Annotated in this window: 23 protein-coding genes; 11 read left to right on the top strand and 12 right to left on the bottom strand. The window is 70.9% G+C overall.

Going from position 1 to position 25,444, the window contains the following annotated elements; translation table 11 throughout:
- Positions 1-11: 11 nt before the first annotated feature.
- The 5 genes from ACN28G_RS02605 to ACN28G_RS02585 all read right to left on the bottom strand — a co-directional run bounded on the left by ACN28G_RS02605 (position 12) and on the right by ACN28G_RS02585 (position 5,448).
- Positions 12-668 carry a DUF6642 family protein gene (locus ACN28G_RS02605; protein ID WP_091435065.1) on the bottom strand — a complete coding sequence of 219 codons (657 nt, stop codon included), beginning with the start codon at positions 666-668 and terminating at the stop codon, positions 12-14.
- A gap of 292 nt (positions 669-960) precedes the next feature.
- Positions 961-1,704: a hypothetical protein gene (locus ACN28G_RS02600; RefSeq protein ID WP_421478305.1), complete on the bottom strand. Its 744-nt coding sequence runs from the start codon at positions 1,702-1,704 to the stop codon at positions 961-963.
- 82 nt (positions 1,705-1,786) lie between these two features.
- Complete coding sequence (locus tag ACN28G_RS02595; protein WP_229688116.1) at positions 1,787-3,106, bottom strand: ATP-binding protein; 1,320 nt, start codon at positions 3,104-3,106, stop codon at positions 1,787-1,789.
- 234 nt (positions 3,107-3,340) lie between these two features.
- Positions 3,341-4,213, bottom strand: a complete 873-nt coding sequence (locus ACN28G_RS02590; protein WP_421478304.1) for a response regulator — start codon at positions 4,211-4,213, stop codon at positions 3,341-3,343.
- The gene (locus ACN28G_RS02585) at positions 4,201-5,448 is read right to left on the bottom strand and encodes a sensor histidine kinase (RefSeq protein WP_421478303.1); all 1,248 of its coding nucleotides are present in this window, start codon (positions 5,446-5,448) and stop codon (positions 4,201-4,203) included. Before ACN28G_RS02585 ends, ACN28G_RS02590 begins: the two co-directional genes overlap by 13 nt.
- Positions 5,449-5,579: 131 nt before the next feature.
- Between ACN28G_RS02585 and ACN28G_RS02580 the strand changes: the two genes are divergently transcribed.
- Genes ACN28G_RS02580 through ACN28G_RS02570 form a run of 3 tightly spaced genes read left to right on the top strand, consistent with a single transcriptional unit; the run spans position 5,580 to position 7,953 of the window.
- A complete protein-coding gene (locus ACN28G_RS02580; RefSeq protein WP_421478302.1) occupies positions 5,580-6,479 on the top strand; it encodes an ABC transporter ATP-binding protein in 900 nt (299 codons plus the stop codon).
- Positions 6,476-7,258 (top strand): ABC transporter permease, encoded by a 783-nt coding sequence (locus ACN28G_RS02575; protein WP_091435051.1) that lies wholly within the window; start codon positions 6,476-6,478, stop codon positions 7,256-7,258. Before ACN28G_RS02580 ends, ACN28G_RS02575 begins: the two co-directional genes overlap by 4 nt.
- A gap of 2 nt (positions 7,259-7,260) precedes the next feature.
- On the top strand, positions 7,261-7,953 hold the full coding sequence (locus ACN28G_RS02570; RefSeq protein ID WP_421478301.1) for a YqeB family protein: 693 nt from the start codon (positions 7,261-7,263) through the stop codon (positions 7,951-7,953).
- A 101-nt stretch (positions 7,954-8,054) separates the two neighbouring features.
- On the opposite strand, the gene ACN28G_RS02565 is transcribed toward ACN28G_RS02570, so the two are convergent.
- Positions 8,055-9,671: a M20/M25/M40 family metallo-hydrolase gene (locus tag ACN28G_RS02565; RefSeq protein WP_421478300.1), complete on the bottom strand. Its 1,617-nt coding sequence runs from the start codon at positions 9,669-9,671 to the stop codon at positions 8,055-8,057.
- Positions 9,672-9,976: 305 nt separating this feature from the next.
- On the opposite strand from ACN28G_RS02565, the gene ACN28G_RS02560 reads away from it, so the two are divergent.
- The 4 genes from ACN28G_RS02560 to ACN28G_RS02545 all read left to right on the top strand — a co-directional run bounded on the left by ACN28G_RS02560 (position 9,977) and on the right by ACN28G_RS02545 (position 14,682).
- A complete protein-coding gene (locus ACN28G_RS02560; protein WP_421478299.1) occupies positions 9,977-10,831 on the top strand; it encodes an aldo/keto reductase in 855 nt (284 codons plus the stop codon).
- 342 nt (positions 10,832-11,173) lie between these two features.
- Complete coding sequence (locus ACN28G_RS02555) at positions 11,174-12,490, top strand: serine hydrolase domain-containing protein (protein WP_421478298.1); 1,317 nt, start codon at positions 11,174-11,176, stop codon at positions 12,488-12,490.
- Between the two features lie 51 nt (positions 12,491-12,541).
- Positions 12,542-13,225 (top strand): SMI1/KNR4 family protein, encoded by a 684-nt coding sequence (locus tag ACN28G_RS02550; RefSeq protein WP_421478297.1) that lies wholly within the window; start codon positions 12,542-12,544, stop codon positions 13,223-13,225.
- A 128-nt stretch (positions 13,226-13,353) separates the two neighbouring features.
- Positions 13,354-14,682: a TolB family protein gene (locus ACN28G_RS02545; RefSeq protein ID WP_139135595.1), complete on the top strand. Its 1,329-nt coding sequence runs from the start codon at positions 13,354-13,356 to the stop codon at positions 14,680-14,682.
- Positions 14,683-14,776: 94 nt separating this feature from the next.
- On the opposite strand, the gene ACN28G_RS02540 is transcribed toward ACN28G_RS02545, so the two are convergent.
- Positions 14,777-16,096 carry an AAA domain-containing protein gene (locus ACN28G_RS02540; protein WP_373868292.1) on the bottom strand — a complete coding sequence of 440 codons (1,320 nt, stop codon included), beginning with the start codon at positions 16,094-16,096 and terminating at the stop codon, positions 14,777-14,779.
- 235 nt (positions 16,097-16,331) lie between these two features.
- Here ACN28G_RS02540 and ACN28G_RS02535 point away from each other — a divergent pair, with 235 nt between their 5' ends.
- The gene (locus ACN28G_RS02535) at positions 16,332-17,072 is read left to right on the top strand and encodes a hypothetical protein (protein ID WP_139135594.1); all 741 of its coding nucleotides are present in this window, start codon (positions 16,332-16,334) and stop codon (positions 17,070-17,072) included.
- 90 nt (positions 17,073-17,162) lie between these two features.
- Here the strand turns inward: ACN28G_RS02535 and ACN28G_RS02530 are convergent, their stop codons facing one another.
- The 5 genes from ACN28G_RS02530 to ACN28G_RS02510 form a co-directional block, all read right to left on the bottom strand.
- On the bottom strand, positions 17,163-17,798 hold the full coding sequence (locus ACN28G_RS02530; protein WP_421478296.1) for a hypothetical protein: 636 nt from the start codon (positions 17,796-17,798) through the stop codon (positions 17,163-17,165).
- A 158-nt stretch (positions 17,799-17,956) separates the two neighbouring features.
- Positions 17,957-19,171: a beta-1,3-glucanase family protein gene (locus ACN28G_RS02525; protein WP_421478295.1), complete on the bottom strand. Its 1,215-nt coding sequence runs from the start codon at positions 19,169-19,171 to the stop codon at positions 17,957-17,959.
- Between the two features lie 228 nt (positions 19,172-19,399).
- Positions 19,400-20,299, bottom strand: a complete 900-nt coding sequence (locus ACN28G_RS02520; RefSeq protein WP_421478294.1) for a MarR family transcriptional regulator — start codon at positions 20,297-20,299, stop codon at positions 19,400-19,402.
- Between the two features lie 183 nt (positions 20,300-20,482).
- Complete coding sequence (locus tag ACN28G_RS02515) at positions 20,483-21,274, bottom strand: FAD-binding oxidoreductase (RefSeq protein ID WP_421478293.1); 792 nt, start codon at positions 21,272-21,274, stop codon at positions 20,483-20,485.
- Entirely contained in the window at positions 21,271-21,552 is a 282-nt protein-coding gene (locus tag ACN28G_RS02510; RefSeq protein ID WP_229688118.1) for a hypothetical protein, read from the bottom strand. The genes ACN28G_RS02515 and ACN28G_RS02510 overlap by 4 nt, the downstream gene beginning before the upstream one ends.
- A gap of 350 nt (positions 21,553-21,902) precedes the next feature.
- Here ACN28G_RS02510 and ACN28G_RS02505 point away from each other — a divergent pair, with 350 nt between their 5' ends.
- The 3 genes from ACN28G_RS02505 to ACN28G_RS02495 all read left to right on the top strand — a co-directional run bounded on the left by ACN28G_RS02505 (position 21,903) and on the right by ACN28G_RS02495 (position 25,444).
- Complete coding sequence (locus ACN28G_RS02505; protein WP_421478292.1) at positions 21,903-23,429, top strand: helix-turn-helix domain-containing protein; 1,527 nt, start codon at positions 21,903-21,905, stop codon at positions 23,427-23,429.
- Between the two features lie 244 nt (positions 23,430-23,673).
- Entirely contained in the window at positions 23,674-24,996 is a 1,323-nt protein-coding gene (locus ACN28G_RS02500) for a hypothetical protein (protein WP_421478291.1), read from the top strand.
- A complete protein-coding gene (locus ACN28G_RS02495; RefSeq protein WP_421478290.1) occupies positions 24,977-25,444 on the top strand; it encodes a restriction endonuclease in 468 nt (155 codons plus the stop codon). Before ACN28G_RS02500 ends, ACN28G_RS02495 begins: the two co-directional genes overlap by 20 nt.

The following is a 25,444-nucleotide window of genomic DNA, read 5'->3' as shown; positions in this document are numbered from 1 at the left end:
CGACGCGGGCGTCAGGCCCGGCGGGGCCGGGGCGCGCGGGCCGCGGCGGGCGCGGGTGCCGGTTGGGCGGGCACCCGGGGCCGGGCGGTCGGCCGCCAGGCCCGGCCGTTGGCATAGATCACCCGAAAGCCGAGGTACGACGCCAGCGGCGCCCAGTGCGCCGATCCCATCCGCAACTCGGCGGCGTTGTGCCGTTGACCGTTGGCCAGCACGTCGAGCAGCACCGTCTCGAAGGCGGCCGACTCGACCCAGTCGACCTCGCGGGTGAAGCCGCAGATCAGCGCCGCTCCGGTCACCGCCAGGAAGTCCCGCAGCGTGGCGTCCGAGGCGCGCAGCACCGAACAACTGCCGAAGTACAGCCGCCGCCCGTCACACCGGCCGGCCATCCGCTCGGCCACGTCGGCCAGCTCGACGGAGTCCCAGTCGGTCAGGCAGAGCCGGCTCGGCTCACCGTGCATGGCGAAGAACCCGACCCGGTAGTCCGCGTACTGCTTGAGCAGCCACCGGTCCAGGAAGTAGAACAGCTCGTCGCGGGTGGCCGCGTCCTTGTGGATGAACCGGATCTTGCCGAGTCGTTCGAGCAGCTCCAGGGTGGGCAGGACCGAGCCCCGTTCGTTCAGGTCGCGGTGCCACTGTCCCTCGACGCAGAACACCCCTCCGCGCGCCACGGCCCACCTCCCCCGTTCGCCGGCCCGGCGCTGAGGTTACCGGGCCGGACATCGGTGGCGACATCAGCCAGAGTGCGCCCGTTGGCGGTTTTCGGCCAGCTCACGACGCCGGCCAGCGCACGACGTCCACCGGCAGACAGCGGCGGCGCGGGGGCCGCCGCCAGCGGACAGCGGCAGCGCGGGGGCCGCCGGCACGGTCACCACCGGGTACGCCGACGCCGGCCGGGGGCGGGTTGGGGGTCCCGCCTCCGACCGGCGTCGGTCACCTCCCCAGGGCGCGGAGCCGCACCGCTCAGCTCGCCCGGGGCCAGCGCGGCGCGGTGGCGGGGGGTGCCACCGGCCGGCCGGGGACGCCGGACCGGGTCACGGGCCGCGCTGGGGTCGTGGCGGCTCGCGACCCGACCTGGCCACGCGTCTGGTACGAGGTTGGCGCCGGCCGGCCGTCCCGGCCCAGGGCGGTACCGGGCCGAGGCGGAACAGACCCGCCACGCGGCGGCACGACACCACCACGCGGGGCTGCGGACGCGCTGCGTGCCGGCACGGACCCGCCACGCGGGGGCATGGAGCCGGAACGCGGGGGCATGGAGCCCGTGCGCGCGGTCATCGCCCCGGGACGCGGCGGCGCGGAGCCGAGGCGTGGCGGCGCGGAGCCGGGACGTGGCGGCGCGGAGCCGGGACGCGGCGGCGGGGCCATGCCGGGGCGGGCCGGGACCGTCGAGGTACGCGCCGTCGACGGGCCGTTCACCAGGAACGGGAACGGTACGTGCACGAACGGGTTGCCGTGCCGGATCAACGCGTCGATCTGACGTTCGTTGAGCCCGTGCGTCTCCAGCACCCGCCGTCCCCAGCGGTGCAACCGGCACGGGTACGACGCGCCGTCGTTGCGGCACAGCGGTCCGGTCGGCCACTCCTCGGCGGTGTGCACCACCACCGCCCGGACCGCGAGCCGGACATCCTCGGGGGTCAGCGATGCCGGCAGCGGCACCTCACCCAGCACCTGGTCGATAGGATCCGTCGACTGCTCACCAACTCGCACGGTAGGCCTCCCGCAGCTCCGCAGCGGTGCGGCTGACGCGCCGCATCCTCGTGCACTGGTACGTCGCCGGGGTGCCGTCGGTTCAATCCCGATATCCGGCCAGCAGCTCCTCCGGGGAGACACCCCGTACGCCATCGACCGTGATCCCGCTCCGGGAGACCGCAACCGGCTCGGTGTCCTCGTCGGCACCGGGCAGCAGGGACCGGTGCAGCAGCAGGCGCCCCAGGTCGTGCGCGTCGAAGGGGCGGTTCTCCAACCACTTGACCGACCCGACGAAACTCACCCGCCGGGCGACCGGCTCCCGGTCGGCACCGACGAGGTCGATCTCCGGATCATTCGTGCGGGTCCAGTAACCGCCGATCACCTCGGGGTCACCGGGCAGCAGCCCAGGTGGCAACCGACGTAACGCCTCGCGGACCACCGGCTCGATCGCCCGTCCTCGCCAGGACGTCCACGACGAGGTGATCCGGGCCAGCGTCAGGTCACCCCTGCCCCGTTCGATCTCCGCCAGGTGCGGGCCAAGGAACGACAACCAGAACCGCAGGTACGGGTCGGCGACGATGTACCTCGTCTCCCGGGACGGTCTGGTGGACAGCGGCAGGGTCGCCGAGACGATCCGCTTCTCGGTGAGCACCTTGAGGGACCGGACCAGCGATGCCTGGGGCAGCCCGCCAGCGGCACGGGAGATCGACGTGAAGCTCCGTTCTCCCGTGCCGATGGCCCGTAGCAACAGGCCGGCCTGGCTCTGTGGGGGGAACTCGGCGGCCAGGGCCCGCTCCCCACTGACCATCAGCGCCGAGGTCGGATCGGTGACGGCGGTGGCCAGGTAGTCGGTCAACGACGCTCCGGCAGGCCATTCGTCGAGGATCAGGGGCAGTCCACCGGTGACGAGGCACGCGTCGAAGGACTCGGCGGCGGGCAGAGCCAGCATCTCCCCGATCTCCGCCGGGTTCATCGGTGGCACCACCATCTCTGTGGCCCGCTGGTGGAATGGTCGGCCGTAGTCGTTGAGGGCCTCCATCATCGCCAGGTCCGAGCCGACACAGATCAACAACACCGGCCTACGGGAGAACTCCCGATCGAAGATCTTCTGCAGCGTTCCCTCGAACCCCGGGTCCGTCCCGATCAGGTACGGCATCTCGTCCAGCACGATCACGCTCGGACGGTCCACCGGCAGCGCACTGGCGAGCAGTGTCAACGCGGCGTCCCAGGTGCTGGGGCGTTGCGCGTCGAACAGCGCCGCCCCGGGCAGTGACGAGGCGGCGGCCGCCGCCACGAACAGGGCGATGTCGGCCGCAGCGGTCGGCTGAGCCGAGGCGGTGAAGAACAGGTGTGGCGTCTCCGCCCGTTCGACGAACTCCTCCACCAGGCGTGACTTGCCGACCCGGCGTCTGCCTCGCATCAGTAGCGCACGTCCGGGCCGTCCACCACGCCCCCCACGGCTGACCCGTCCCAGCATGCCGTCCAGGACAGCCAGCTCCCTGATTCGACCTACGAACCCGTCCATCCGGCCATCCCCCAACCACTGAAGCAACCATCCATGAAAGCACCAAAAATGATACAACCAAATTTGGTAGTCTTCTCGGTGCATGCAGCCGGCGGTAGACGATCGACCGAGGCCAGCCGGCCGGGCGGGTCAGGTGAGGTCGGCGTCGTGGACGAGCAGCGCCACCTGCACCCGGTTGTTCAGGTCGAGCTTGGTCAACAGCCGCGAGACGTACGCCTTCACGGTCGCCACGCTCATGTACAGCTCCGCCGAGATCTCGGCGTTGCTCTGCCCCCGACCGAGCGCCACGGCCACCTCCCGCTCCCGGGCGCTGAGCCCGTCGAGCAGCCGCAGCGCCCGCTCCCGCCGGGCAGCCGACCCACCGTCGGCCGCCGAGCCACCAACCGCCGCGCCGGAGATCGCCGAGCCACCGACCGCCGGGCCGGCGTGGGCCTGCCCGGTGGCGGTCACGTGCCGGATCAGCGTGCGGGTGACCCTCGGGGAGAGGGTCGCCTCCCCGCTGGCCACCCGGCGGATCGCCTGGACGATCTCCGCTGGCGGGGTGTCCTTGAGCAGGAATCCGCCCGCGCCGGCCCGCAACGCCCGCAGCACCTGCTCGTCGGCGTCGAAGGTGGTCAGCACCAGCACCTCGGGCGGGTCGGGCAGCGCCCGCAGCGCCTCGGTCGCGGCCAGTCCGTCGACCCGGGGCATCCGGATGTCCATCAGCACGACGTCCGGGGCGTACGCGACGACGGCGGCGGGCACCTCGTCGCCGTCGGTGGCCTCGCCGACCACCCGGACGTCCGGCACCCCGCCGAGGATCATCGACAGGCCGGCCCGGACCAGCGCGTCGTCGTCCACGATCAGCACCCGGACCACGCCCGGGTCCGCCGCGCCACCGGCAGCGCCCGCAGAGCCGGCGGCACCGGCCGAACCCGAACCGCCGGCAGCGCCCGGACCGCCGGCCGAACCGGCAACACCCGGACCGCCGGCCGGCTCGGCGGATGAGGTCAGGTCGGCCATGGGAGCCAGGCGGTCAGGTGGAAGTCGCCGGTGTCGTCGCGCCCGTGGGTCAGGCGCCCGCCGGCCAGGCTTACCCGTTCGGCGATGCCCACCAGGCCGGTGCCGGTGCCGGGGATCTCCGGGGCGACGGGGCCGCCGACCGGCCACCGGTTGCGGATCTCGATGGTCAGTCCGTCGGCCGGGCCGCCGGTCAGGGCCACGGTGGCCACCACGCCGGGCGCGTGTTTGCGGGCGTTGGTCAGCCCCTCCTGCACGATCCGGTACCCGGTGCGCCCCAGCGCCGCCGGCACCGCGGTCGGCTCGCGTACCCCGTCGGTCAGTTCGACCCGCATCCCGGCGGCCCGTGCCTCGCCGACCAGGGCCGGGACGTCGGCCAGGGTCGGCTGCGGTGGCTCCGGGGCGTCCGAGGCGGCGGTGTCGGCGCGGAGCACGCCGATCACCGCCCGCAGGTCCTCCAGGGCGGTGTGGGCGCTGGCCCGGATCACCCCGGCGGCGCGGGCGATCTCCGGCGGGGGCGCGTCGGGACGGAACTCCAACGCTCCGGCGTGCAGGCTGAGCAGGGAGATCCGGTGCGCCAGCACGTCGTGCATCTCCCGGGCGATCCGGGTGCGTTCGACCTGGCGGGCCTGGGTGACCCGGAGCTGCTGCTCGGCTTCGGCACGCTCGGCGCGGTCCCGCAAGGAGAGGATCAGCTGCCGCCGGGCCCGGACGAACATCCCCCAGGCCACCGTCGCCGCGATGAGCGAGCCGACCAGGATCACCGCCGCCAGGTCCGACAGCACCGGGTCCGGACGCAGCCGCAGCGAGACCGGGACCGCCAGCAGGTGCAGGCCGACCACCGCCGCCGCCACCGGAAACGCCCGGTGCACCACCACGGTGAAGAGCACGACCAGCAGGGCCACCCCGGCGGTGACCGAGAAGAGCCCGACCGGCAACAGGACCAGGGCGAGGGCGACCGGCCAGCGGCGGCGTACCCAGAGGGCGGCCACGGCGAGCAGGCCGGCCAGGGTGTCCACCCCGACCAGCCAGGACGGGCCGGCGTTGAGCGCGAACTCGGGCTGCGCCTGCCGGGCGTCGTAGTGCGCCGCGACCAGGAAGGCGAGGGCGAGCAGGAAGAAGGTGCCGTCGACCAGCCAGTCGCGGGTGGTGCGCCGGGGTCGCCGCGCCGGCTGCCCGCCGGTGGTCAGGGCACCGGGTAGCAGCCAGGGATGATCCGGTACGACGGCGCTGGTCACCCTCCGATGCTAGGCAGCCGACGGACCCTCCGACCAGCTACCAAAGTCGAGACCTCGACGTCGACCGACGGCTACCGGGGATGGACCGTCGGCCGCAGCGCACCGCCGCCCACCGCCGGCACGCTGTGCACATGATCGAGGTCGAACAGCTCACCAGACGGTACGGCCGGCACACCGCCGTCGACGACGTCACGTTTCGCTGCCTACCGGGCACCGTGACCGGTTTCCTCGGGCCCAACGGTGCCGGCAAGTCCACCACCATGCGGATGATCTGCGGGTTGGCCCGGCCGACCGCCGGGCGGGCCACCGTCGCCGGACGGCCCTACCGGGAGCTGGACAATCCGGGCCGGGAGGTCGGCGTGCTGCTCGACGCCGCCGCGCAGCACGTCGGGCGGACCGGCCGGGAGGTGCTCACCGTCGCCGCCCACACCATGGGTGTCGGCCCGGATCGGGTGGCCGCCACCCTCGACCTGGTCGGGTTGAACGCGGTGGCGGCCCGACGGCGGGTGCGGGCGTACTCGTTGGGCATGCGGCAGCGACTCGGCCTGGCACACGCGCTGCTCGGTGACCCCCGGGTGTTGATCCTCGACGAGCCGGCCAACGGCCTCGACCCGGAGGGGATCTTCTGGATGCGCGGCCTGCTGCGCGACTTCGCCGACCGGGGCGGCACCGTGCTGCTCTCCTCCCACCTGCTGCGTGAGGTGGAGGCGGTCGCCGACCGGCTGGTGGTGATCGGCGGCGGCCGGATCGTCGCCCAGGGCGACAAGGACGAGCTGCTCAGCGCCGCCGGCACCGTGGTCCGGGCCCGCGATCCGCAGGCCCTGCGCGCCGCGCTGACCAGCGCCGGGCTCGCCGTCACCAGCGGCACCGACGGGGGGCTGCTGGTGCCGGCCGAGGCCGGCGTGGTCGGGCAGGCCGCCGCCGACGCGGGCGTCGCCCTGACCGAGCTGCGCCCCGCCGGCAGCGGCGGCCTGGAACAGATCTTCCTCACCCTCACCGCCGGCACGTCCGTCAAGGAGGCAGTCCGTTGACCATCACCGCACCCGCCGTCGAACCCCGCCGGCCCGCCCGGGTACGCCGTCCGTCGCTGCCCCGGCTGGTCGCCGTGGAGACCCGCAAGCTGTTCGACACCCGGGCCGGGCTCTGGCTGCTGGTAGGCATCGGCCTGCTGGCCGCCGCGCTGGTCGCCGCGATGCTGATCTGGGCACCCCGCCAGGAGCAGACCTTCGCCCTCTTCTTCACCTTCACCCTGCTGCCGATCGGGGTGCTGCTGCCGGTGCTCGGCATCCTGTCGATCACCAGCGAGTGGTCGCAGCGCACCGCGCTGGCCACCTTCGCGCTGGTACCGAGGCGGGAGCGGGTGATCGTCGCGAAGCTCGCCGCCGTGGTCCTCGCCGCGCTCGCCTCGGTGCTGGTCAGCCTGGCGGTGGCCGCGCTCGGCGCGCTGGTCGCCGGGGCCACCGGCGCGGACGGGCCGTGGCGGTTCGCGCCCGAGCTGCTCTGGCACGCGGTGGTGCTCCAGGTGGCCGCCGTGCTGATGGGGGCGGGCTTCGGGCTGCTGCTGCTGAACACCCCGCTGGCCATCGTGAGCTACCTGCTACTGCCGATCCTCTGGTCCACCCTCGGGGCGACGATCCCGGCGCTGCGCGGGCCGGCCGGTTGGCTGGACACCGCGCTGACCATGGAGCCGTTCTACGGCTCGACGGTGACCGGGGAGCAGTGGGCCCGGCTGGGCGTCTCCCTGCTGGTCTGGCTGGTGCTGCCGCTGGCCGCCGGGACGGTGCGCACGCTGCGCAGGGAGGTGTCCTGACCGTGCGGGCCGACAGTTCCGGCACCTCCACCGTCGTGCACGCCGGTGCCGGGGAGCTGGTCGTGATGTGGCTGGGCTTCCCGCTGCTCGGCGCGGGAGCGGTCGGGGCCCTCGCGGCCGGTGCGGACTGGTTGACCGGCCGGTCCTGGGTCCCGTTCCAGGACGTCCTCAAGCTGGTCGCCGGGGCCCCCGAGCCGTACGTGACGATCGGCGCGCCGCTGCTCGGAGCGCTGGCCGGGCTGGTCGTCGCGCTGATCGGCACGGCGGAACGGCTCACCGTCACCGTCGAGCGGGAACGGATCCGGTTGCGCCGCGACCGTACCCGGTCGGAGGTGTCGCGCCGGGACGCGCAGGCGGTGTTCCGTGACGGCAACGACCTGATGGTGCTCGGTGCCGCCGGGCAGGAGCTGGTCCGGGAGTCCGGCGAGCTGCCCGGCGACCGGCTGGCGGCGGCGTTGCGGGAGCACGGCTGGCCCTGGACGGAGCAGGATCCGTACCGGAACGCCTACCGGCGCTGGGTACCGGAGCTACCCGGTCTGCCGGCGGGAGCGGACGCGCTGCTGCGGGCCCGGCAACGCGCCCTGGAACGGGGCGACGGCGACGACCTCCGCGACCTGCATACCGAGCTGGGCCGGCTCGGTGTGGTGGTCCGCGACGAGCGGAAACGCCAGTACTGGCGACCGACCGACCGGTGACGCGGCACGGGCCGACCGGTGACACGGCACGGGCCGACCGGTGACACGGCACGGGCCGGGCCCCACGGTAGGGCCCGGCCCGCGTCGGCGCAGGCGTCAGCTCACTTCCACGGATGCCCGTGTCCGTGGGCGTCGGCGGCGACCTCGGCGACCGGGGCGCTGCGGGTCTTGGCGGCAGCCCGGTCGGTGCTCTTCGAGACCCCGTTGACCGCAGAGGTGTCGAAGGCGTAGGTGATCACCGCGATGGCGACGGCGTCGGAGTTGACGTCCAGGGCGAAGGTGCTCACGTTGCCCCAGAGCCGGTGCGAGCCGCGCAGCTCGCGGTACAGGTCGGCGTCGGCACCGTGGACCACCGGCTTCTTGCTGTCGCACCGCTGGTGGTAGCACGGGTCGTACGCCGCACCGGCCACGCCGCCGAAGAGCGCGGCCTCCGCCTCCGTCTTCAGCCCCTCGGCACCGGTGAAGAGACCGCCGGAGGGGATGTCGATACCGGCGGCGATGAACGGGCCGTAGTCCGAGCGGCCGGTGAAGTCCGAGGGCACGGTGGGCAGGTCACGGGCGGCGAAGAAGCGCTCGAAGAGGGCCTCGATCTCGGCGGAGCCCTCCGGCCCCGGCCCGGCGCCCTGCTGCGCGGAGTCGTCACCGTCGTAGACACCGAAGACGTAGTTCGGCGAGCCGATCATGTCGAAGTTCAGGTAGAGCGCGATGTTGTCGACCTGCCGCTCGGTCAGCTGGTCCACGTAGTACTGGGAGCCGAGCAGGTTCGCCTCCTCCGCGCCCCACCAGGCGAACCGGACCGCGTTGGCCGGCTTGACCTCGGCCATCTGCAGGGCCACCTCCAGCAGGGCGGCGCTGCCGGAGCCGTTGTCGTTGATGCCCGGCCCCTCCGGCACGCTGTCCAGGTGCGCCCCGGCCATCACCACGTTGTCGGTGCGCCCCTCGCGGGTCTGGGCCACCACGTTCTCGGTGCTGCGTACCTCGCTGATGGTGTCGGCGGTGATGCGTACGGCCAGGCCGGCGGTGGTGGAGAAGGCGGCACCGGTGTCGTAGGAGACGGCGACCCCGGGGATGGTGGCGACCGGCCCGCTGAGGGTGCCGTTGAACAGCTCGAAGCGGTCCGGGTTCTCCTGCGGGGTGCCGTTGCCCTGGTTCATGATGATCGCCCCGATCGCGCCGGCGGCCTCGGCGTTGGCGACCTTGTCGCCGAAGCCGCAGGTGCCGCGCTGCATCAGCGCGATCTTGCCGACCACGTCGACCCCGGTGAAGTCGCTGGCCTCACAGCCGGAGGTGGAGGCGCGTGGCGGCGTCAGGTTCAGATCCACCGGTACGACAGTGCCCTGCGCCACCCCGTCGCCGGAGTACTCCAGCAGCGTGTAGTCGGTGCCCTCGACGTAGCTGACCTGCCCCGGCGCCACCTGGGCGAACGACGAGCCGAACGCCTCGAAGTACGGGAAGTCGAACTTCTGGCGGGTCACCCGGTACCCGGCGGCCCGCAGCTTGCGGGCCACGTAGTTGGCGCTGGCGTCGTAGCCGGGCGTGCCGGAGGCGCGGGTGCCGCCGTTGCGGTTGGCGATGTGCTGGAAGGAGTTCAGGTGGTCGAGTACGCCCTTGAGCGTCACCGCCCGGGTCAGTTTGTTGGCGGTGTCGTTGGGCGCGGCCGTCGCCGGGTTCGCCAACGCCACCGTGCTCACGAGTGTTCCGACCGCGATCGCGGCCAACACCCTCCTGGCTGGAAATGACAGCACGCGTGCCACGCCCCTTCTTGTCGTCCCCGTCCGGCTCTCCGACTCCCGGAGGCCGACCATCGACCAATCCTGATGCAGGTCAGCACGGAGCGGAAGGGGCCCGTTCGGGCAGACGGAGATCCACTGATCGCGCCTCCACAAGGGCCGACGGACCGACCCGGGTGAACCCGGCGCCCGACGCGTCGGGATTCGTCCGGTGTCGTCGGTAGGTAACCGCCATCCCGGGTATGACAATCAGGAGTCGTCCGGTCACGCTCGATCACCGAACAGGAGTCACCATGGCCAGCAACCCGGTCCCCGACATCCCGCTCAACGACGGCACCACCATCCCCCAGCTCGGCTTCGGGGTCTTCCAGATCAAGCCCCGGGACACCACCCAGGCCGTCCGCACCGCCCTGGAGGTCGGCTACCGGCACATCGACACCGCCGAGATGTACGGCAACGAGGCCGAGGTCGGCCAGGCGGTCCGCACCTCCGGGCTGACCCGCGACGAGGTCTTCGTGACCAGCAAGCTGACCAATGCCGCACACCGGCCGGACGACGCCCGCAAGGCGTTCGAGGCGACGCTGGACGCGCTGGGCTTCGACTACCTCGACCTGTTCCTGATCCACTGGCCGCTGCCGACCCGCTACGACGGCGACTTCGTCTCCACCTGGCAGGTGCTGGAGGAGTTCAGCCGCGACGGTCGGGCCCGCTCGATCGGGGTGTCGAACTTCCAGGTGCCGCACCTGGAGCGGCTCACCGCCGAGACGGAGATCGTGCCGTCGGTCAACCAGATCGAGGTGCACCCGTACTTCGGCAACGAGGAGGTCCGCGCGTACGGCCGGGCGCACGGGATCCTCACCCAGGCGTGGTCGCCGATCGCCCAGGGACTGGTCCTCGACGACCCGACCATCGTCGACGTCGCCGAACAGCTGGGCCGGACGCCGGCCCAGGTGGTGCTGCGCTGGCACCTGCAGCGCGGCGACATCGTCTTCCCGAAGTCCAACACGCCGGCCCGGATCGAGGAGAACTTCCGGCTCTTCGACTTCGAGTTGGACGAGGCCACCATGGAGCGGATCAGCAGCCTGGACCGGGGTGAGGCCGGGCGGCAGGGTGAGCACCCCGACACCTTCGACTACCTGCCCTCCTGACCAGCAGGCCCACCGGCCGACCGGACCGACAGAACCGGCAGGGCCGGCCCGGCGCGTTGCGGATCCCGCATCCGCGCCGTCGCCGGGCCGGCTGCCCCGACGTGGGGTTGCCGCCCCCGCCGGGACGCCCCTGTGATGGCATCCTCACCCTAGGCGAGTGGAGCCGTTCCGGGTGACCCGTCGGCCGCCCCTGGCGGGGCCACGGATCCAACCGGGCAAGCGGCCCCTGGCGGGGCCACGGATCCAACCGGGCAAGCGGCCCCTGGCGGGGCCACGGATCCAACCGGGCAAGCGGCCCCTGGCGGGGCCACGGATCCAACCGGTGGGTGGCATGATGCAGCGATGTCGACCAGTCGCCGGGCGCTGCTCGGGCTCGGGATCGCCGCCACCACCGCCACCCTGACCGGCTGCCGCGCCGAGTCGGCGCCGGCCGCCTGGCGTACCCCGGTCGCGGCCAGTGGCGGTCAGGGTGCCGCGGCGCCGGCACCGCGGGCCGCCGCGCCCCGGCCGGCACCGCCCAGCGGACAGTTGACCACCGTGCTCACCCGGTCGTTGAGCCCGACCCCGGAGAATCCGGACCACCCGACGTACGCCGGTGCGGTCGCGATGGCCTTCACCGCCGGCCGCCCCCGGCCGACCACCCAGGCGGTGGTCGGCGAGGCGCTGCGGTACGGGGCCGGGCCGAAGCTGCTGCCGGCCGCCCAGCGGGTGAAGATGCGCGCCGACTCCATCTTCGACCTGGCCTCGATCACCAAGGTGTACACCGCGATCCTGACCCTGCAGCAGGTGGAGAAGGGCAAGCTCGACCTGGCCGCCCCGGTGGTCCGCTACCTGCCGGAGTTCACCGGTACCGGCAAGAGCACGGTCACCGTGGCGCAGTTGCTGGCGCACACCAGCGGCCTGCCGGTCGGGGCGAAGGTCACCGGCTACGACACCGTCGCCGAACGCTGGCGGGCGGTGCTGGCCACCCCGCTGGTCAGCGGCGCGGTCCCCGGCCGGGTGTTCCGCTACTCCAGCGTCGGCCTGATGGTCGCCGGCAAGCTGGTGGAGAAGGTCACCGGGTTGCGACTGGACCAGGCACTCAAGACCCACCTGACCGACCCGCTGGGCCTGCGCTGGACCGGCTTCACGCCGAACACCTGGCTGAGCGCCGCCGACAAGGCCAACCGGCTGGTCGCCACCGACGCCCGCTCCTCCCGGGGGCTGCTGCGCGGCGTCGTCCACGACGACGTGGCCAACCACCTCGGCGGCATCGCCGGGCACGCCGGCGTCTTCAGCACCGCCGAGGAGGTCGCCGTGATCGGCCAGCTGCTGCTGCACGGCGGCAGCTGGGCCGGCCAACGGATCCTCACCGAGGCCACGGTGCGCCGGATGCTCACCAACGCCAACGCCGGGCTGCCCGCCGTCGACCCGGAGCGTCCCAACCGCACCTCCGACCACGGCCTCGGCGTGGTGCTGAACCAGCCCTGGTTCATGGGTCGGCTGGCCAACCCGAAGACCTTCGGCCACACCGGTTTCACCGGCACGTCCCTGCTGGTCGACCCGACCCGCGCGCTGGTGTACGTGCTGCTGACCAACCGGGCCCACCCGAACTGGAGCTGGGCCGACCCCGACCCGGTCCGGGTGCAGACCGCCAACGTGCTCGCCGGCGCGGGCTGAGCACCGCGCCGTCGGCCGTAGCCGTCGGTGGGTGTCGGTATGGTGCCGGCCGTGACGGAACACGACTGGTCTGACGTACGGGAAGGACTCGCCCGGTTGGCCGCCGCGCCGGCCGCCGGCGAGGTGTTCGGGGCGGGCGCGCACGAGTGGGTGGTCGAGCCGCCGCTGACCCCGGCGGAGCTGGCCGAGGTGGAGAGCCAACTCCGGGTCGAGCTACCCGGTGAGTACCGGTCGTTCCTGCTCCAGGTGGGACGCGGCGGGGCCGGCCCGGCGTACGGGCTGTTCGGGCTGCGCCGCGTCGACGGCCGGTGGACGTGGGACGGCGACGGCTCCGACCTGACCGCCCTGGCGACCCTGGACCAGCCGTTCCCGTTCACCGAGGCGTTCAACCAGGCCGACGGGGTGCCCGAGATGCCAGACGCGGACGACTTCGACTCGACCGAGGAGTACGAGGCTGCCGAGCAGGCCTGGTGGGAGCGGCACGACGCGGTCATGTACGACCCGGCCCTCTCGGTGGGGCTGATCTACCTCTGCCACCGGGGCTGCGCCCTGCGGGACGCCCTGGTGGTCAGCGGCCCGGCCCGGGGCACCATGTGGTCGGACGGCACCGCCGAGGAGAGCGGATTCGAGCCGCTGCTGGACGCCGACGGCACCCCGCTGGGCTTCGCCGGTTGGTACCGCCACTGGCTGGACCAGGCCACCACCACGGCCGGTGCTGACCACCACGCGACCTAGAATCACAGCCGTCGATCCCTGTGGTCACATCGACGGACGCCGCACTGCTAGCGTGCCGCTGTACGCAGTCCCCGGCGACCGTCGATGTGCGGCCGGGGAACCACACGGGGAGGAATGTGTTGCACCTGATGTCGCGCGCCCGCCTGGCGGGTGCCACCGCGGTCGGGGTGCTGACCGCGCTGGTCCCGGTCACCGCCGCCCAGGCCGCTGCCGATACCACCACCGTCCGGGTCTCCGTCGCCACCGACGGCACCCAGGCCGACAGCGACTCGTACCGACCGTCGATAAGCGGTGACGGCAGGTACGTCGCGTTCAGTTCGGCGGCGCAGAACCTGGTGCCCGGTGACACCAACTACTCACGGGACGTCTTCCTGCACGACACGGTGACCGGCTCCACCGAGCTGGTGAGCGTCGGTCCGGCCGGAGTGCCGGTGTACGGCTCGTCGGAGCTGCCCCGGATCAGCCGGGACGGCCGTTTCGTGGCGTTCAACTCCTCCGCTCAGCTGGCCGGCGATCCGGGCACCATCTTCAGCGGGCACGTCTTCGTCTGGGAGCGGGAGACGAAGCAGCTCACCCGGATCTCCCAGGCCAGCCACAGCTGGGACTCGCTGGACATCAGCGGCGACGGCCGGTACGTCACCTTCTCGGCGGTGGCCAACCTGGTGCCGCAGGACACCAACTTCGACACCGACGTGTACGTCCACGACCGCGACACCGGCACGACGACGCTGGTCTCGCGCACCCCGGACGGCACCGCGCCCTTCCTCGGCGCCTCGACCAACCCGTCGATCAGCGACGACGGCCGGTACATCAGCTACCAGTCACGGGCCACCGACCTCGTCGAGCAGCCGGTCTCCGACGGCAACAACGTCTACCTCTTCGACCGGCAACGCGGCACCACCCAGCTCGTCTCGGCCCCGCCGAGCGGCCCACCGGCACCGGCCGCCCACGCCACCAGCTCGGAGATCAGCAGCGACGGCCGGTACGTCACCTTCACCTCGGACGCGACCAACCTCGTACCCGGTGACACCAACGACACCACCGACGTCTTCCTCTGGGAGCGGGCCACCGGCACGCTCGTCGCCGCCTCGGCGACCCCGGCCGGTGTCCCCGGCAACGGCACCGCCCTGTCGCCCCGGCTCAGCGCCGACGGCCGGTACGTCACCTTCTGGTCCAACGCGAAGAACCTGACCGGCCAGCCCGTCCCGTGGCAGAACCAGGTCTTCCGGTTCGACCGGGTCAGCCGGACCAACGTCCTGGTCGCCGTGCCCGCCCACGGCACCGACGGTGGTGGCGAGCACCCCGACATCTCCGCCGACGGCCGCTACGTCGCGTACGTCTCGGCGGGCACCTCGCTGGTGCCGGGCGACACCAACAACCGGTACGACATCTTCCGCACCGAAATCACCGGCCCGCCCACCCGCTGGCCACTGCCCCGCCCCCGCCCCGGTAGCTGAGCGGGAAGGCACCCCCGGACGCTGTCGAGCTGATGTCGTAGCCGACTCAGCTCGACGGCCCCGACGGGACAGCCCGTCTCGACGAGGCGCCGGCTCAGCCGGCGGCCTGCCGGGGAATGGCGTGCAGGATGTGCTGGTGGGCCTCCCAGCCGTCGGGGAACCTGACCGGCACGTCCAGGTGCACCGGTTCGGTCGACGGGTGGGCGTCGAGCAGCTCACCGATGCCGGCGCGGGCCACCACCACGCAGGCGTGCCGGTGCCGGGAGGCGAGCACGCAGAGCCGCCCCGACTCCAGGTGGAACGCGGTGGCGTCGCGTCGACCCGACAACGGGTGCAGCACGATCGTCACGTCGTACTCGCGGCCCTGGAGCCGGTTGGCGGTGTCCACGGTGATGCCCGCCCCGGCCTGGCCGAGGTGGGCGCGGATGACCGCGACCTGGTCGCGGTGGGCGGCACCGACGGCGATCCGGTCGGCGGTGACCGGCGCGCCGGCCGGGGCGTGTTCGCTGACGGCGACCGCGCCCCGGTGCAGCATCCGCAACGCCAGCTCCGCGCAGGCCGCGGCGGCCTGACGGTCGGTACGCGGGGTGTGCCGGGCCGGCAGTTCGTAGAGCGCCCAGCCGGAGGCCGCCGCCAGCTCCACCGCCGAGTCCACGGCGTCACCCGTCCCGGCCTCGGTGAGCACGAGTACCCGGTCACCCGCCCCGGTGCCGGCCCGGAACCCGGTGAACGGGTAGAACGCCGCCGCGACCACCGGGGCCGCCGAGACCGGCAGCCGCCAGGAGACCGGCAGCCGGTGCACCGGCAGCTGCGGGTTGTGCCGCAGCAGCACCGCCACCGCCGACTGCATCGGATCCCAGGTCAGCCCGGTCCAGCGGGCAGTCTCCACGGTGGAGAACGGGTCGAGCTGCCCCGGGTCCCCCACGAACAACGCCCGCTCGAACCTGCCGGCCACCCGCAACAGGGCGTCGGAGCGCATCTGGTACGCCTCGTCCACGATCGCCCACGGCCAGGAGCCCTCGGTGACCAGGGCCCACTTGGCGGAGGTACCGATGATGACGGCCGGGCTGTTCAGGTCGGCGACCTTCGAGGCGACCCGGACCTGCTCGTGGGCGGTGACCCGGTCCGGGGCCCGGTAGTCGTTGGCCGACAGCCGACCGATACGCAGCTCGGGGGCCTTGCGGGCGAGCCGGTCGATCAGATCGTCGACCTGCTCGTTGGTCTGCGCGATGATGATCAGCGGCTCACCGGCGGCGGCCAGCTCGACGGCGGCCCGCACGACGAGGGTCGACTTGCCGGCCCCCGGCGGGGAGTCGACCACCACACCCCGGTGTTCCCCGGAGCGCAGGTCGGCCAGCACGGCCGTGACGACCTGCTCCGCCTCGACAGCGGGCGGAACCTGCAGCCCTCGCACCGTGCCACCTCCCCACCCGCGGTTCTCGCACCCTACCGGCATCGGGGCCGGGCACCGTGTTGACCCACCTCGCCGTCGTGACGGCCTGCAGGGACGTGCACGGGGCACCGGGCACCGGGCACGGGGCAGAAACGACGCGGCACTGAACCGCCAAGGGCCTCCGGTCGTAGAGCGGATCGGTCTGTACGCGCCGGTGGGAGCCCTGCCGGCCACAATTGTTGGAGTTGGAGCCGTCATGGACGTGCTGAACAGCGGGCCGCACGGATCTTCCCAGTTCGACCCCGTCTTCCAGATCCGGAGGCTCTGCCCACCGGAGGTCACAGCGAAGTTCGCCGACGCCCTCCGGCCGGAGCAGCAGCGGGAACTGGCTCATGACCCCACAGTGAAGGAAAACATCAAGAAGACGTCCCAAAAATTCGACGAGGTACGGCTGCAAGAGGAGATCATATCTGCGGTTTCCGCCAGCCCAGACCGGCGTCACTACCGACAAGAAGGCTACCAGGACAAGAAGGGAGAATTCGTTTCCTCGCCCTACGTCAACACCGGGCACCTCATCCTGACCCAGAGCCTGCAGGGACGGAGACTGAACGGCGAGCCGACCACCGTGACCAGAGACATACACTACTTCACGAGCGCGGGTGAGGTCCCAGGGAAGGAGCGAGCGGAGCAGCTCACTGCCGTGAAGGCACTCCGACCCCACCTCGAGTTAAAGGAATACAGTAACGCGGTGCGCGAAAAACGGGGCACCTCTGACACTTCACTTGAGAATTCTCGAAAAGAACTCCAGAAGGCACAGGAAAAACTGGTCACAGCGGTCAGGAGCGCGTCCCGAAGGATCGTGAAGGAAAGCCGGAATCTCGTCAAGGCGGCAAACCTGCAATCGGGCTCCGGACCAGCCGTCGGCCAGGGGTCAGGTGCGCCGGCCCGTCGGGCTTCCGACCAGCGGAAATCAAAGCGTTCCCGCCCGCGACAATGATCTCCCAGAGTGATCGGTTCACCCGGGCCGTTAGGAAGGGCCCCTTGTGCAACAGAAAGCGTTAACAAGGGGCCCTTCCTTACAGCTGGGTCAGCCCTGTTCCGGGGCGGCTCCGGTGTCGTTGAAGCGGAACGTGTGCCGCACCGCGGCGTCGCCCGAGTCGACCACGACCAGGCCTTCGGTGGACGAGTGCTGCAGGGTGGCCGAGCCGTGGCCGATGTAGTACAGCCCCTCGGCACCCTCCGCCTTGTTGATGTTGAGTTGCTGCTTCTGCTCGTCGGCGGCGCAGGTGGCGCCTTCGATCTTCGCGGGCTGCGCGTCGGTCACCTGCCAGCAGACCGGGCTGCCGGTGCCGCCGCTCTGGTACGCCTTGATCTGGAAGGTGCCGCCGTCGAGCGGCGTCGGCACGAACACCTGTCGGCCGCTGTCGTCGTCGACCTCGGCCAGGTTGCCGCCGTCGAGCAGCGACAGACCCGACTCGAAGCCCTCGGTCCGGACGATGGTGATCCGGCGCGTACCGGAGAGCAGTTTGTCGTCGGTGGCCTCCGAGCCACCCGGGGTCGCGCTGGGCGTGGCCCCGGGTGGGCTCGTCGTGGGGCTCTCCACACCGGAGGCCGGCGTCGAGGCGGACGCGGCGTCGGTGTCCGGGTCGGCGTTGCCGCAGGCACCGATCGCCCCGGTCAACACCAGGATGCCTGCTCCGGCGGCCCACCTGCGTAACGTCATGCCCTGCTCCCACCTCTCGCGGTCAGATCCTCGCGGTACGGCCGGTGCGACCGGCCCGCCCCTGATCACGTACCCGGGTGGTTGCGGGGTTATGCGCTTTTTGCTCCTCGATGGGGCAATGACCGGAAAGTAGCAGGTCAGCCGGCTTTGGGATTGACTCAGTTGAACGGGGTCAGGGTGATGGCGGCCGAGCGGGGGTCGCCGCTGTGCACCAGCGACTCGAAGCCGCCGACGTCGTCGTAGGGGAAGCCGTACGCCCGGCCGTCGACCATGTTGGCGTGGATGAGCCGCGAGTAGTGGTTCGGGGCGCTGTTGCGGTAGAAGTTGGCGGCGGTCAGGTTCGGCTCGACGTCGTACCGGCCGAGGGTGCCGCGGACCAACGCCGTACAGAGGGTGCGTTTGATCTCGGGCTCGATGAAGGGTGGCACGTTCGGGGCGTTGAAGACGCCGTCGCAGCCCCAGACGTTGCTGGTGGTGGGCTTGCCGACGGTGGCCACGGTGGCACCTGTCGAGTCGGTGAAGACCATGTTCGACCCCACGGTACGACCGGTGAAGCGCCGGTTCGGCTCGGCGCTGCGGGGCACCACGGTGAGCGTCCGGCTCGTGTAGGTCTGCCACGCCGAGTCGATGTACGCGTCGAGGTAGCGCGGGTCCATCAGCCCCGCCTCCATGGCCTTGCCCGGGGCGAGCACCCGCAGCACCGTACCGTCGGAGCGGGTGACCACCGAGCGGGCGAACGCCGGCTGGGCCTTCAGCCCGTTGATCACGTTGGCCCGGCCGCCGGTGACCAGTTGGCCGGTCTTCGAGGTGGCCCCCCGGGCGTCGGTGACCGAGACCGCGTGCGGCACGGCGAAGTGGTCCACCTGGGTACTGTTCAGCCAGATGCCGGCATCGTTGTAGGTGAACTCCGACCAGTCGAAGAGGGTGTCCCGGTTGGGGTCGGCGCCGGCCCACGGCGCGGGCTGCACCAAGCCGTCGGGGGTGAGACGGAAGTCGAGCTTGCGGCCGAAGGAGAAGTACATCCGGCCGGAGATGAACCGAGGGATCCGCACCGTGACGCTGCCGCCCCGGGCCGGGCCGGCGATCGCCACGTCGGGCGCGGGTGTCGGCGGCAGCCCGCCGGCCGGCCAGCGGGTGAACCGGCCGGCGGCGTTGACGTAGCCGAGGCCGCCGCCGGGCCTGATGTCAGTGCCGAGAACATAGAGGTACGTCGCCTCGGCGCGACCGGAGTTGTTGGTGACGGTGACGGGCAGCAGGTCGGGGCCGACGGCCTGGGCTGGACCGCTGACGGCGAGGCTGACCGGCAGCGCCAACACCACGGCGACCAGTCCACCCAGGACGGCTCTGCTTCTCCTACCGAGCGGGTTACGCACAGTGACTCCTTCGGGATGGGGGCTGGGCTCCACATCGACCCTCGGGGGTCAACCTCGACTCGGGGAGACAGGCGACCCCTCCCCTGGATCAGCTGGCAGTCGCCCCGACATCGACGGGAGAGCGCTCTCCCAGCTTCACGTCCATCGATGCAGATTGTCAACAGCTGACGTCAATTACTAGTTAACAAACCTTCCCATGACTCCACATGATCACCTTGCGTGATGTTGTCACGCCGCCCGTCCCCGTTGCTGGCGCAGCATCACGTTCCAGAGGCGCTCCACGGCCTCCTCGACATCCGTGCCGGGCGCTCGGTTCAGGTCCCAGAGAATCTGCATCGGGTCCGCTAGCGGAAGCTCCCCCGCTCCTGGGCCTGGCAGGTCCAGCCCGGCCCAGACTCCTGGGTCTCTGGGCACGGTGAGTTCGAGTGTCGCCTCCTCTTCACCTGCCGGGGTGAAGCCGGTCTCGGTCAGGTCCAGACCACCTCGGGTGTACAGGACGGCCCGCTGCGGGCTGCGCCAGGGCGCGAGAAGATCGGCGGCGATATCCCCGGAGACAGCCAACCCAGCAGGTCCGTGTTCGTTCAGGGCAGCGATCGCATAGGCCTGCTCCCTGGGCGGGTCGAGGCTGTACCAGAACGTGGTGATGCCGCCCGGCCCCGGGTAGTTCCGCAACCACCACCGCAGCGCCTGCTCCACGTCAGGGACCTGCCAACCGGTTGAGGCGCGACACACCAGGCCGTGCTCGCCAAGCGCGCGCAGTGCCTGCGAGACCCGGGGCTGCGAGATGCCGACGAGCCTGGCCAACTCCTGCTGGGTGGCCATGGGGCGATCGACAAGGCGACGAAGCAGGGTGTACGTCCCCCAGGGCACCCGTCCGGGGCGGACGCCGCGCCTCCTGTCACCGGCACCCCTTCCATTGACCGCGATTCTTCGGCCACCGATGTTCAGGAAGCCTTCGACCTGCTGCTCAGCCCCGACGAGCAGGGACCAGTTCGCCCGCTCCACCGCCCCGCGGACCGCCGATGTCGCCGTCGGCACGATCACCAGGCATGCCTCCGGATGACGACCGGTCAGTACAGCGATGTCACCGGGATGCAGAGGTGCCGTCGTTGCCACGACGGTGAACACGTCCCGGACGCCCGCACAGCCCAACTCGACACGGTCAGGACCGACCGGAACGAGGGTCACCCCGATCTCGTTGAGCCGCTGCCAGACTGACGACGATATAAGCATTACCTATCCTCTTCGGATAATACTTATATAGCACGAACTCGCTGGCCCGGCGCACGAACGAGCAGTTCGATGCCACGATCAACCGTCCCACTCCGGGTCGGTGGGTCGGTCGAAGACACCGGCGAGGTCGTCCCACTCGCGCCAGGTCCGGGCGCTGACCGAAACTCGTCCGGTAGGAACCGACGGTTGGCCGGGCAGGTGGATCCGGTCGGCGGGGACGCCGGCGGCGAGGAGCCGGAGTCGGGAGCCGGCCAGCATCGCCGGCGGCCCGCAGACGTACACCCGCTGGTCGCCGTGGCGGTGGTCGAGGGCGACGGTGAGGGCGTCGCCCACCTCCCCCGGCTCGGCCTGCGGGTCGTGCGAGAACGCCGGCACCAGACGCAGCCAGTCGTGGGCGCTCTGGAGATCGTCCAGGCTGATCGAGTCGTACAGCTCGACGAAGGTGCGGGAGCCGACGACCAGGGTCACCCGCCGACCGGCCGGAGCGGCGGCGACCTGCTCGACCAGGGCCCGCAGCGGGGCCAGCCCGGTGCCGCCAGCGATCAGCAACAGGTCCCGCCCGTCGACCAGCCGCAGCCCGGTGTCGGCCGGTGGGCCGAGGTGCAGCAGCTCGCCGGGGCGTACCCGATGAACGAGGGTGCCGGAGACGGTGCCGGCGGGTACCGCGCGGACGTGCAGCTCGATGGTGTCGTCGGGGCGCGGGGCGTTCGCCGGGCAGTACCAGCGCCACCGGTCCGGGTGGCGCGGGGTGCGCACCGGCACCGCCTGACCCGGACGGTGTGCGAGCGGCCAGACCGGACGCACCGTGAGGATCGCGATCCCGCGACCGGGCCGGTAGTGGTCGACCACCTCGGCCGGTACCCAGCTCACCCGCCGACCCCGGTCCGCAGCCGGCTGATCCGCTCCGCCGGGACGTCACCCGCCCAGAGCACCCCGACCAGGTAGTCCAGCACCCGCCGGTGCTGCTCCTCCGACAGTCCCAGCCCGGCCCACGGGTCGGCCACGTCCACCCCGTCGGTGGCCGCCGCCAGACTCGCCGCCAGATGCGCCCCCAACCGCCGCAGGTCGACCCCGACCAGGTGAGGCGACAACTCCGCGTCCGCCACCACCAACCGCAACCACCGTCGCGCCGTCTCCTCCGCCGTCATACCCACCCCTCTCTGAAAGGAAGGGCCCCCTATTAACGCTTTCTGTATAGGAAGGGCCCCCTGCAAACACACGCACGTGACGTGGCACCGGGGCGGGCGGGCAGAGCGGCGGCGGGGGACCTACCGCGTGGGCCGGCACCCGCCCCGGGCCATGTGACACAGCGTGCCGGCCGGGCAGGGGCAGGCCATGACCGTGATCAGGTCGGCGACAGTGACGGTAGGCATCGAAGCGATCACCGTGAGTCCGCTCCGGCGGATACCCCGATATGCGCGCCACGCATACCGATTCCTCACCAAGCGGGGTTGAATGGTTACCCTTGATGAGGCGACCTGAATGGAGTCGGCGGCAGATGGCGAGGTCCCCGAAGGCCCACCCGAGTTGTCCCCGCTGCGGTGGCCGACTGGCCCGCGACAACGACAGTGGACGGTGCGCCCCCTGCGACACCGCCGAGCGCGACCGGCTGAGCCGACCACCCGTGGTGCCGGCCAGCTTCTGGCAGCACGGGGCCCTGCGCCAGGCCCTCACCGAACGCAACCTCGGCCGGGTGATCCGCGCCTTCCGCAACCACCCGTACCACGGCCGCAACGCCCTGCCGCAGAGCGCCGTGGCCGGCTGGCTCGGCATCACCCAGGCCCAGCTCAGCCGGATCGAGAACAGCCCGCCCATCGTGCACCTGGACCGACTCATCCACTGGGCGCAACTTCTGCGGATCCCGCCCCGCTACCTCTGGTTCAGCCTGCCCGACCAGCCGCTACCCGCCGACAACCCGCCCGCCGCACACCCGCCCGCCGACGTACCCGTCACGCAAGCCGGGCCGGCGACCCCGCCGGCACCGGCCGATGCCGTCACCACGGCATCCGATGAAGGAGGTGGCACCACGGACCGCCGACAGTTCCACGCCCTGGCCGCGCTCGCCGGCATCGCCGCGACCGGCTCGCTCGACCTGCTCGCCGCACCCACCGACGCACCCCGCACCATCGGCCTTGAGCAGGTACGGTACGCAAGCTCCCTGGTCGACGAGTTCCGCCGGGCAGACGCCGCCGTCGGCGCCAACGACCTCTGCGACGTCGCCATCCGGGTCCACGCCCACCTGTCCAACTGGGCCGCGAAGGCCACCTACAGCCGGGAGGTCGGCGAAGCCCTGCACGCTGCCCTGGCCGATCTCGCGAACCAGGCCGCCTGGCTCACCATCGACGCCGAGCGCCGACCAGAAACACAACCCTTCCTGTACGAGGCGATCAGCCGCTCCCGCATGGCGGATGACCCACGGGTAGAGGTGCAGGGACTGGCCATGCTGTCCCTGTTGCACCGCGAGGACCGGCCGGGCGAGTCACTGCACTGCGCCGAGGCGGCTCTTCGAGCGTCATCGGGTTGGGCGACACCCCGGTTGCTCACGCTGCTGCATCTGCGGCGGGCCAACGCCTACGCCACCCTGAGAGATGCGAGCGGGTTCAACCGCGAGATCACCAAGGCCCGCCGAGAGTTCGACCGTGGATCGCACGAGGACGATCTATCGTTCATCCACTTCGTGACCGAGCAGGAGGTTGACGGCCTGCAGGGGCTCGCCTACCTCGCACTGGAACGACCCGACCGCGCCGCCGAACTCTTCCGCTTGATCGCCACGACACCTTCGCCGACGTTGCGCCGCAACCATCTGCTCTACACCTTGGAATTCGCCAACGCGACCTACCGCCAGGGTGATGTCAACGAGGCGGCTCGGACCGCGCTGGGTGCGTTACCTGAGCTGCGTCAGATGCAGTCGATGCGGGCCACCCGGATGTTCGCCCAGGTGCGCTCCGACCTGGGGCTGCCGGCGCACTCGACCGCCGCGACGCGCGAGTTCGTCGAGGCGTACGACCAGTTCGTACGCCGTTGATCCTGTATGGCGAACTGCTTTCCGCCCTACGGAGGACCGAGGCACGCTTCTGGTCGACGCGGAGACCATGCCCCGGGTACAGACCGTGTACCGGTCCTGGGGCTGGCAGGGCGGACCCGGCTCCGGCCGGGCTGGAACGACACGGCAAACTCAGGTCACGGATCTTGCCTGTCGCTCGGCTCTCTTGTGGAAATTAGTGACGACGCATGGAGGCGCTGGTTACGCGAGCACCGCAAGCGACCGCTTGAAACAGGCAAGCGAATGTCCAGAATCCGACATCAGCGATGATGCCAACCTGCGCAATACCCGACAATCCGGGAAAGATCAGAGCTGCAATTTCGATCGCCGACTTTCACGTCGGCCGACAACTGGCTATGGTTTCGACTCCGCAATCCTCCTGACGCTTAGGAATGACGTGGGCATCCTCAAGGAGATGCAGCGAGCGCACGCACGGCAGGTGCGCGCCCAGAAGCAGGCCAAGACCGCCGCGTATCGGCAGCATCAGCAACTACGCCGCGAAGCCGAACACGCCATGAAGGCGGCCCAGCGCGCGAGTGCCGCCGACCAGAGAGAGCGTAAACGACTGCATGCCGAGGCACGGCTAGCCGAAGTTTCCGCTGACAACTCGGGACTACAATCACGTCTCGAAGAGCTGGATAACCTCCTTACCGCGACGCTCGAAGTCGATGACTATATCGACCTTGGGCGGCTAAGGAAGGCGGTTGAACACCCGCCGTTCGCGCCAGGAAGCCTCGGCAACCCACTACCTCAGCCCGATTGGCGCCGCTTCGAACCACCCGCTCCTTCCAGCCTCAGCAAGATGTTCGGCGGCCAAGCCAGGTATCAGCAGCAGCTCGCGGTGGCGCAGCACGCGTTCGGGCAGGCACAACAGCAGTACGCCGTTGCCGAGGCCAACCGCCAGCAGCGACTTTCGGCCGCGCACCAGCGGTACCTGCAACGCTGTGCCAAGGCCGATGCCGAGGCTGCGGCCCACAACGCGGAGCTCGACCGTTTCGCTGCGCTTCTCGCCGCTGCAGAACCGGCGGCGGTGGTCGAGTACTTCGGCATGGTCCTCGGAAATTCAGTCTACCCCGATGACTTTCCGCAGCATTACCGCCTAGCGTTCGTGCCGGAATCCCGGCAACTGGTGGTGGAGTACCACCTACCTACACTTGACGTGATCCCGGCTGCAAGAGAATACCGCTACGTGAAGGCACGTGACGAGATCACCACTACAGTTCGTTCCGCAAAAGAAGTCAAGGAGCGATACGCGAAGCTGGTCGCTCAGGTCACGCTACGGACCGTGCACGAGTTGTTCGAAGCAGATCGTACGGGAATCGTGGGGACGATTGTGTTCAACGGCATTGTCGATACTACTGATCCCCGAACAGGCACCTCTGTCCAACCTTGCCTGGTGACACTGCGGACCCACCCGCGAAGTCTTCACGGATTTGAATCTGCGTCTGGTGGAACCCCTCGCCTGCTTACAGCACCTCAATGCCTCGGTGTCGAAGAGGCCCGCCGAACTTGCTCCGGTACGTCCGGTCTTGGAGTTCGACATGGTTGATAAGAGGTTTGTAGATGAGGTCGACGTGCTGGCCGATCTCGACCAGCGACCCAACCTGCTCAAGCTCACTCCGACCGAGTTCGAGAGCCTGATCCAAAACCTCTTTGCCAAGATGGGCCTGGACACCAAGCAAACCAGAGCCTCCCGAGACGGTGGCGTCGACTGTGTGGCCTTCGACCCCCGACCGATTTTCGGCGGGAAAGTCGTCATTCAAGCCAAGCGATACCGCAACACCGTCGACGTGTCCGCTGTCCGAGACCTCTTCGGAACGCTTCAGAACGAGGGCGCATCCAAGGGCATCCTGGTGACCACGAGCGGCTACGGTCCCGCTTCGTACGATTTTGCCTCCGGCAAGCCCCTCGAACTAATCGACGGATCCAACCTACTCTACCTTCTTGCTGAACATGCGGAGGTGAAGGCGCGGATCGATCCCGGCGAAGCAGTCTGA

The organism is Micromonospora sp. WMMA1923, from assembly GCF_049179195.1.
Classification (GTDB): Bacteria; Actinomycetota; Actinomycetes; order Mycobacteriales; family Micromonosporaceae; genus Micromonospora; species Micromonospora yangpuensis.
This window is presented reverse-complemented; position numbering and strand designations above follow the sequence as displayed.

Excerpts from the sequence above, each read along its gene's own strand:
- ACN28G_RS02505 (WP_421478292.1), top strand. The coding sequence starts at position 21,903 with ATGGCGAGGTCCCCGAAGGCCCACCCGAGTTGTCCCCGCTGCGGTGGC.
- ACN28G_RS02530 (WP_421478296.1), bottom strand. The coding sequence starts at position 17,798 with ATGACGTTACGCAGGTGGGCCGCCGGAGCAGGCATCCTGGTGTTGACC.
- ACN28G_RS02545 (WP_139135595.1), top strand. The coding sequence starts at position 13,354 with ATGTCGCGCGCCCGCCTGGCGGGTGCCACCGCGGTCGGGGTGCTGACC.
- ACN28G_RS02560 (WP_421478299.1), top strand. The coding sequence starts at position 9,977 with ATGGCCAGCAACCCGGTCCCCGACATCCCGCTCAACGACGGCACCACC.
- ACN28G_RS02555 (WP_421478298.1), top strand. The coding sequence starts at position 11,174 with ATGTCGACCAGTCGCCGGGCGCTGCTCGGGCTCGGGATCGCCGCCACC.
- ACN28G_RS02595 (WP_229688116.1), bottom strand. The coding sequence starts at position 3,106 with ATGCGAGGCAGACGCCGGGTCGGCAAGTCACGCCTGGTGGAGGAGTTC.
- ACN28G_RS02535 (WP_139135594.1), top strand. The coding sequence starts at position 16,332 with ATGGACGTGCTGAACAGCGGGCCGCACGGATCTTCCCAGTTCGACCCC.
- ACN28G_RS02590 (WP_421478304.1), bottom strand. The coding sequence starts at position 4,213 with ATGGCCGACCTGACCTCATCCGCCGAGCCGGCCGGCGGTCCGGGTGTT.
- ACN28G_RS02510 (WP_229688118.1), bottom strand. The coding sequence starts at position 21,552 with ATGACGGCGGAGGAGACGGCGCGACGGTGGTTGCGGTTGGTGGTGGCG.
- ACN28G_RS02580 (WP_421478302.1), top strand. The coding sequence starts at position 5,580 with ATGATCGAGGTCGAACAGCTCACCAGACGGTACGGCCGGCACACCGCC.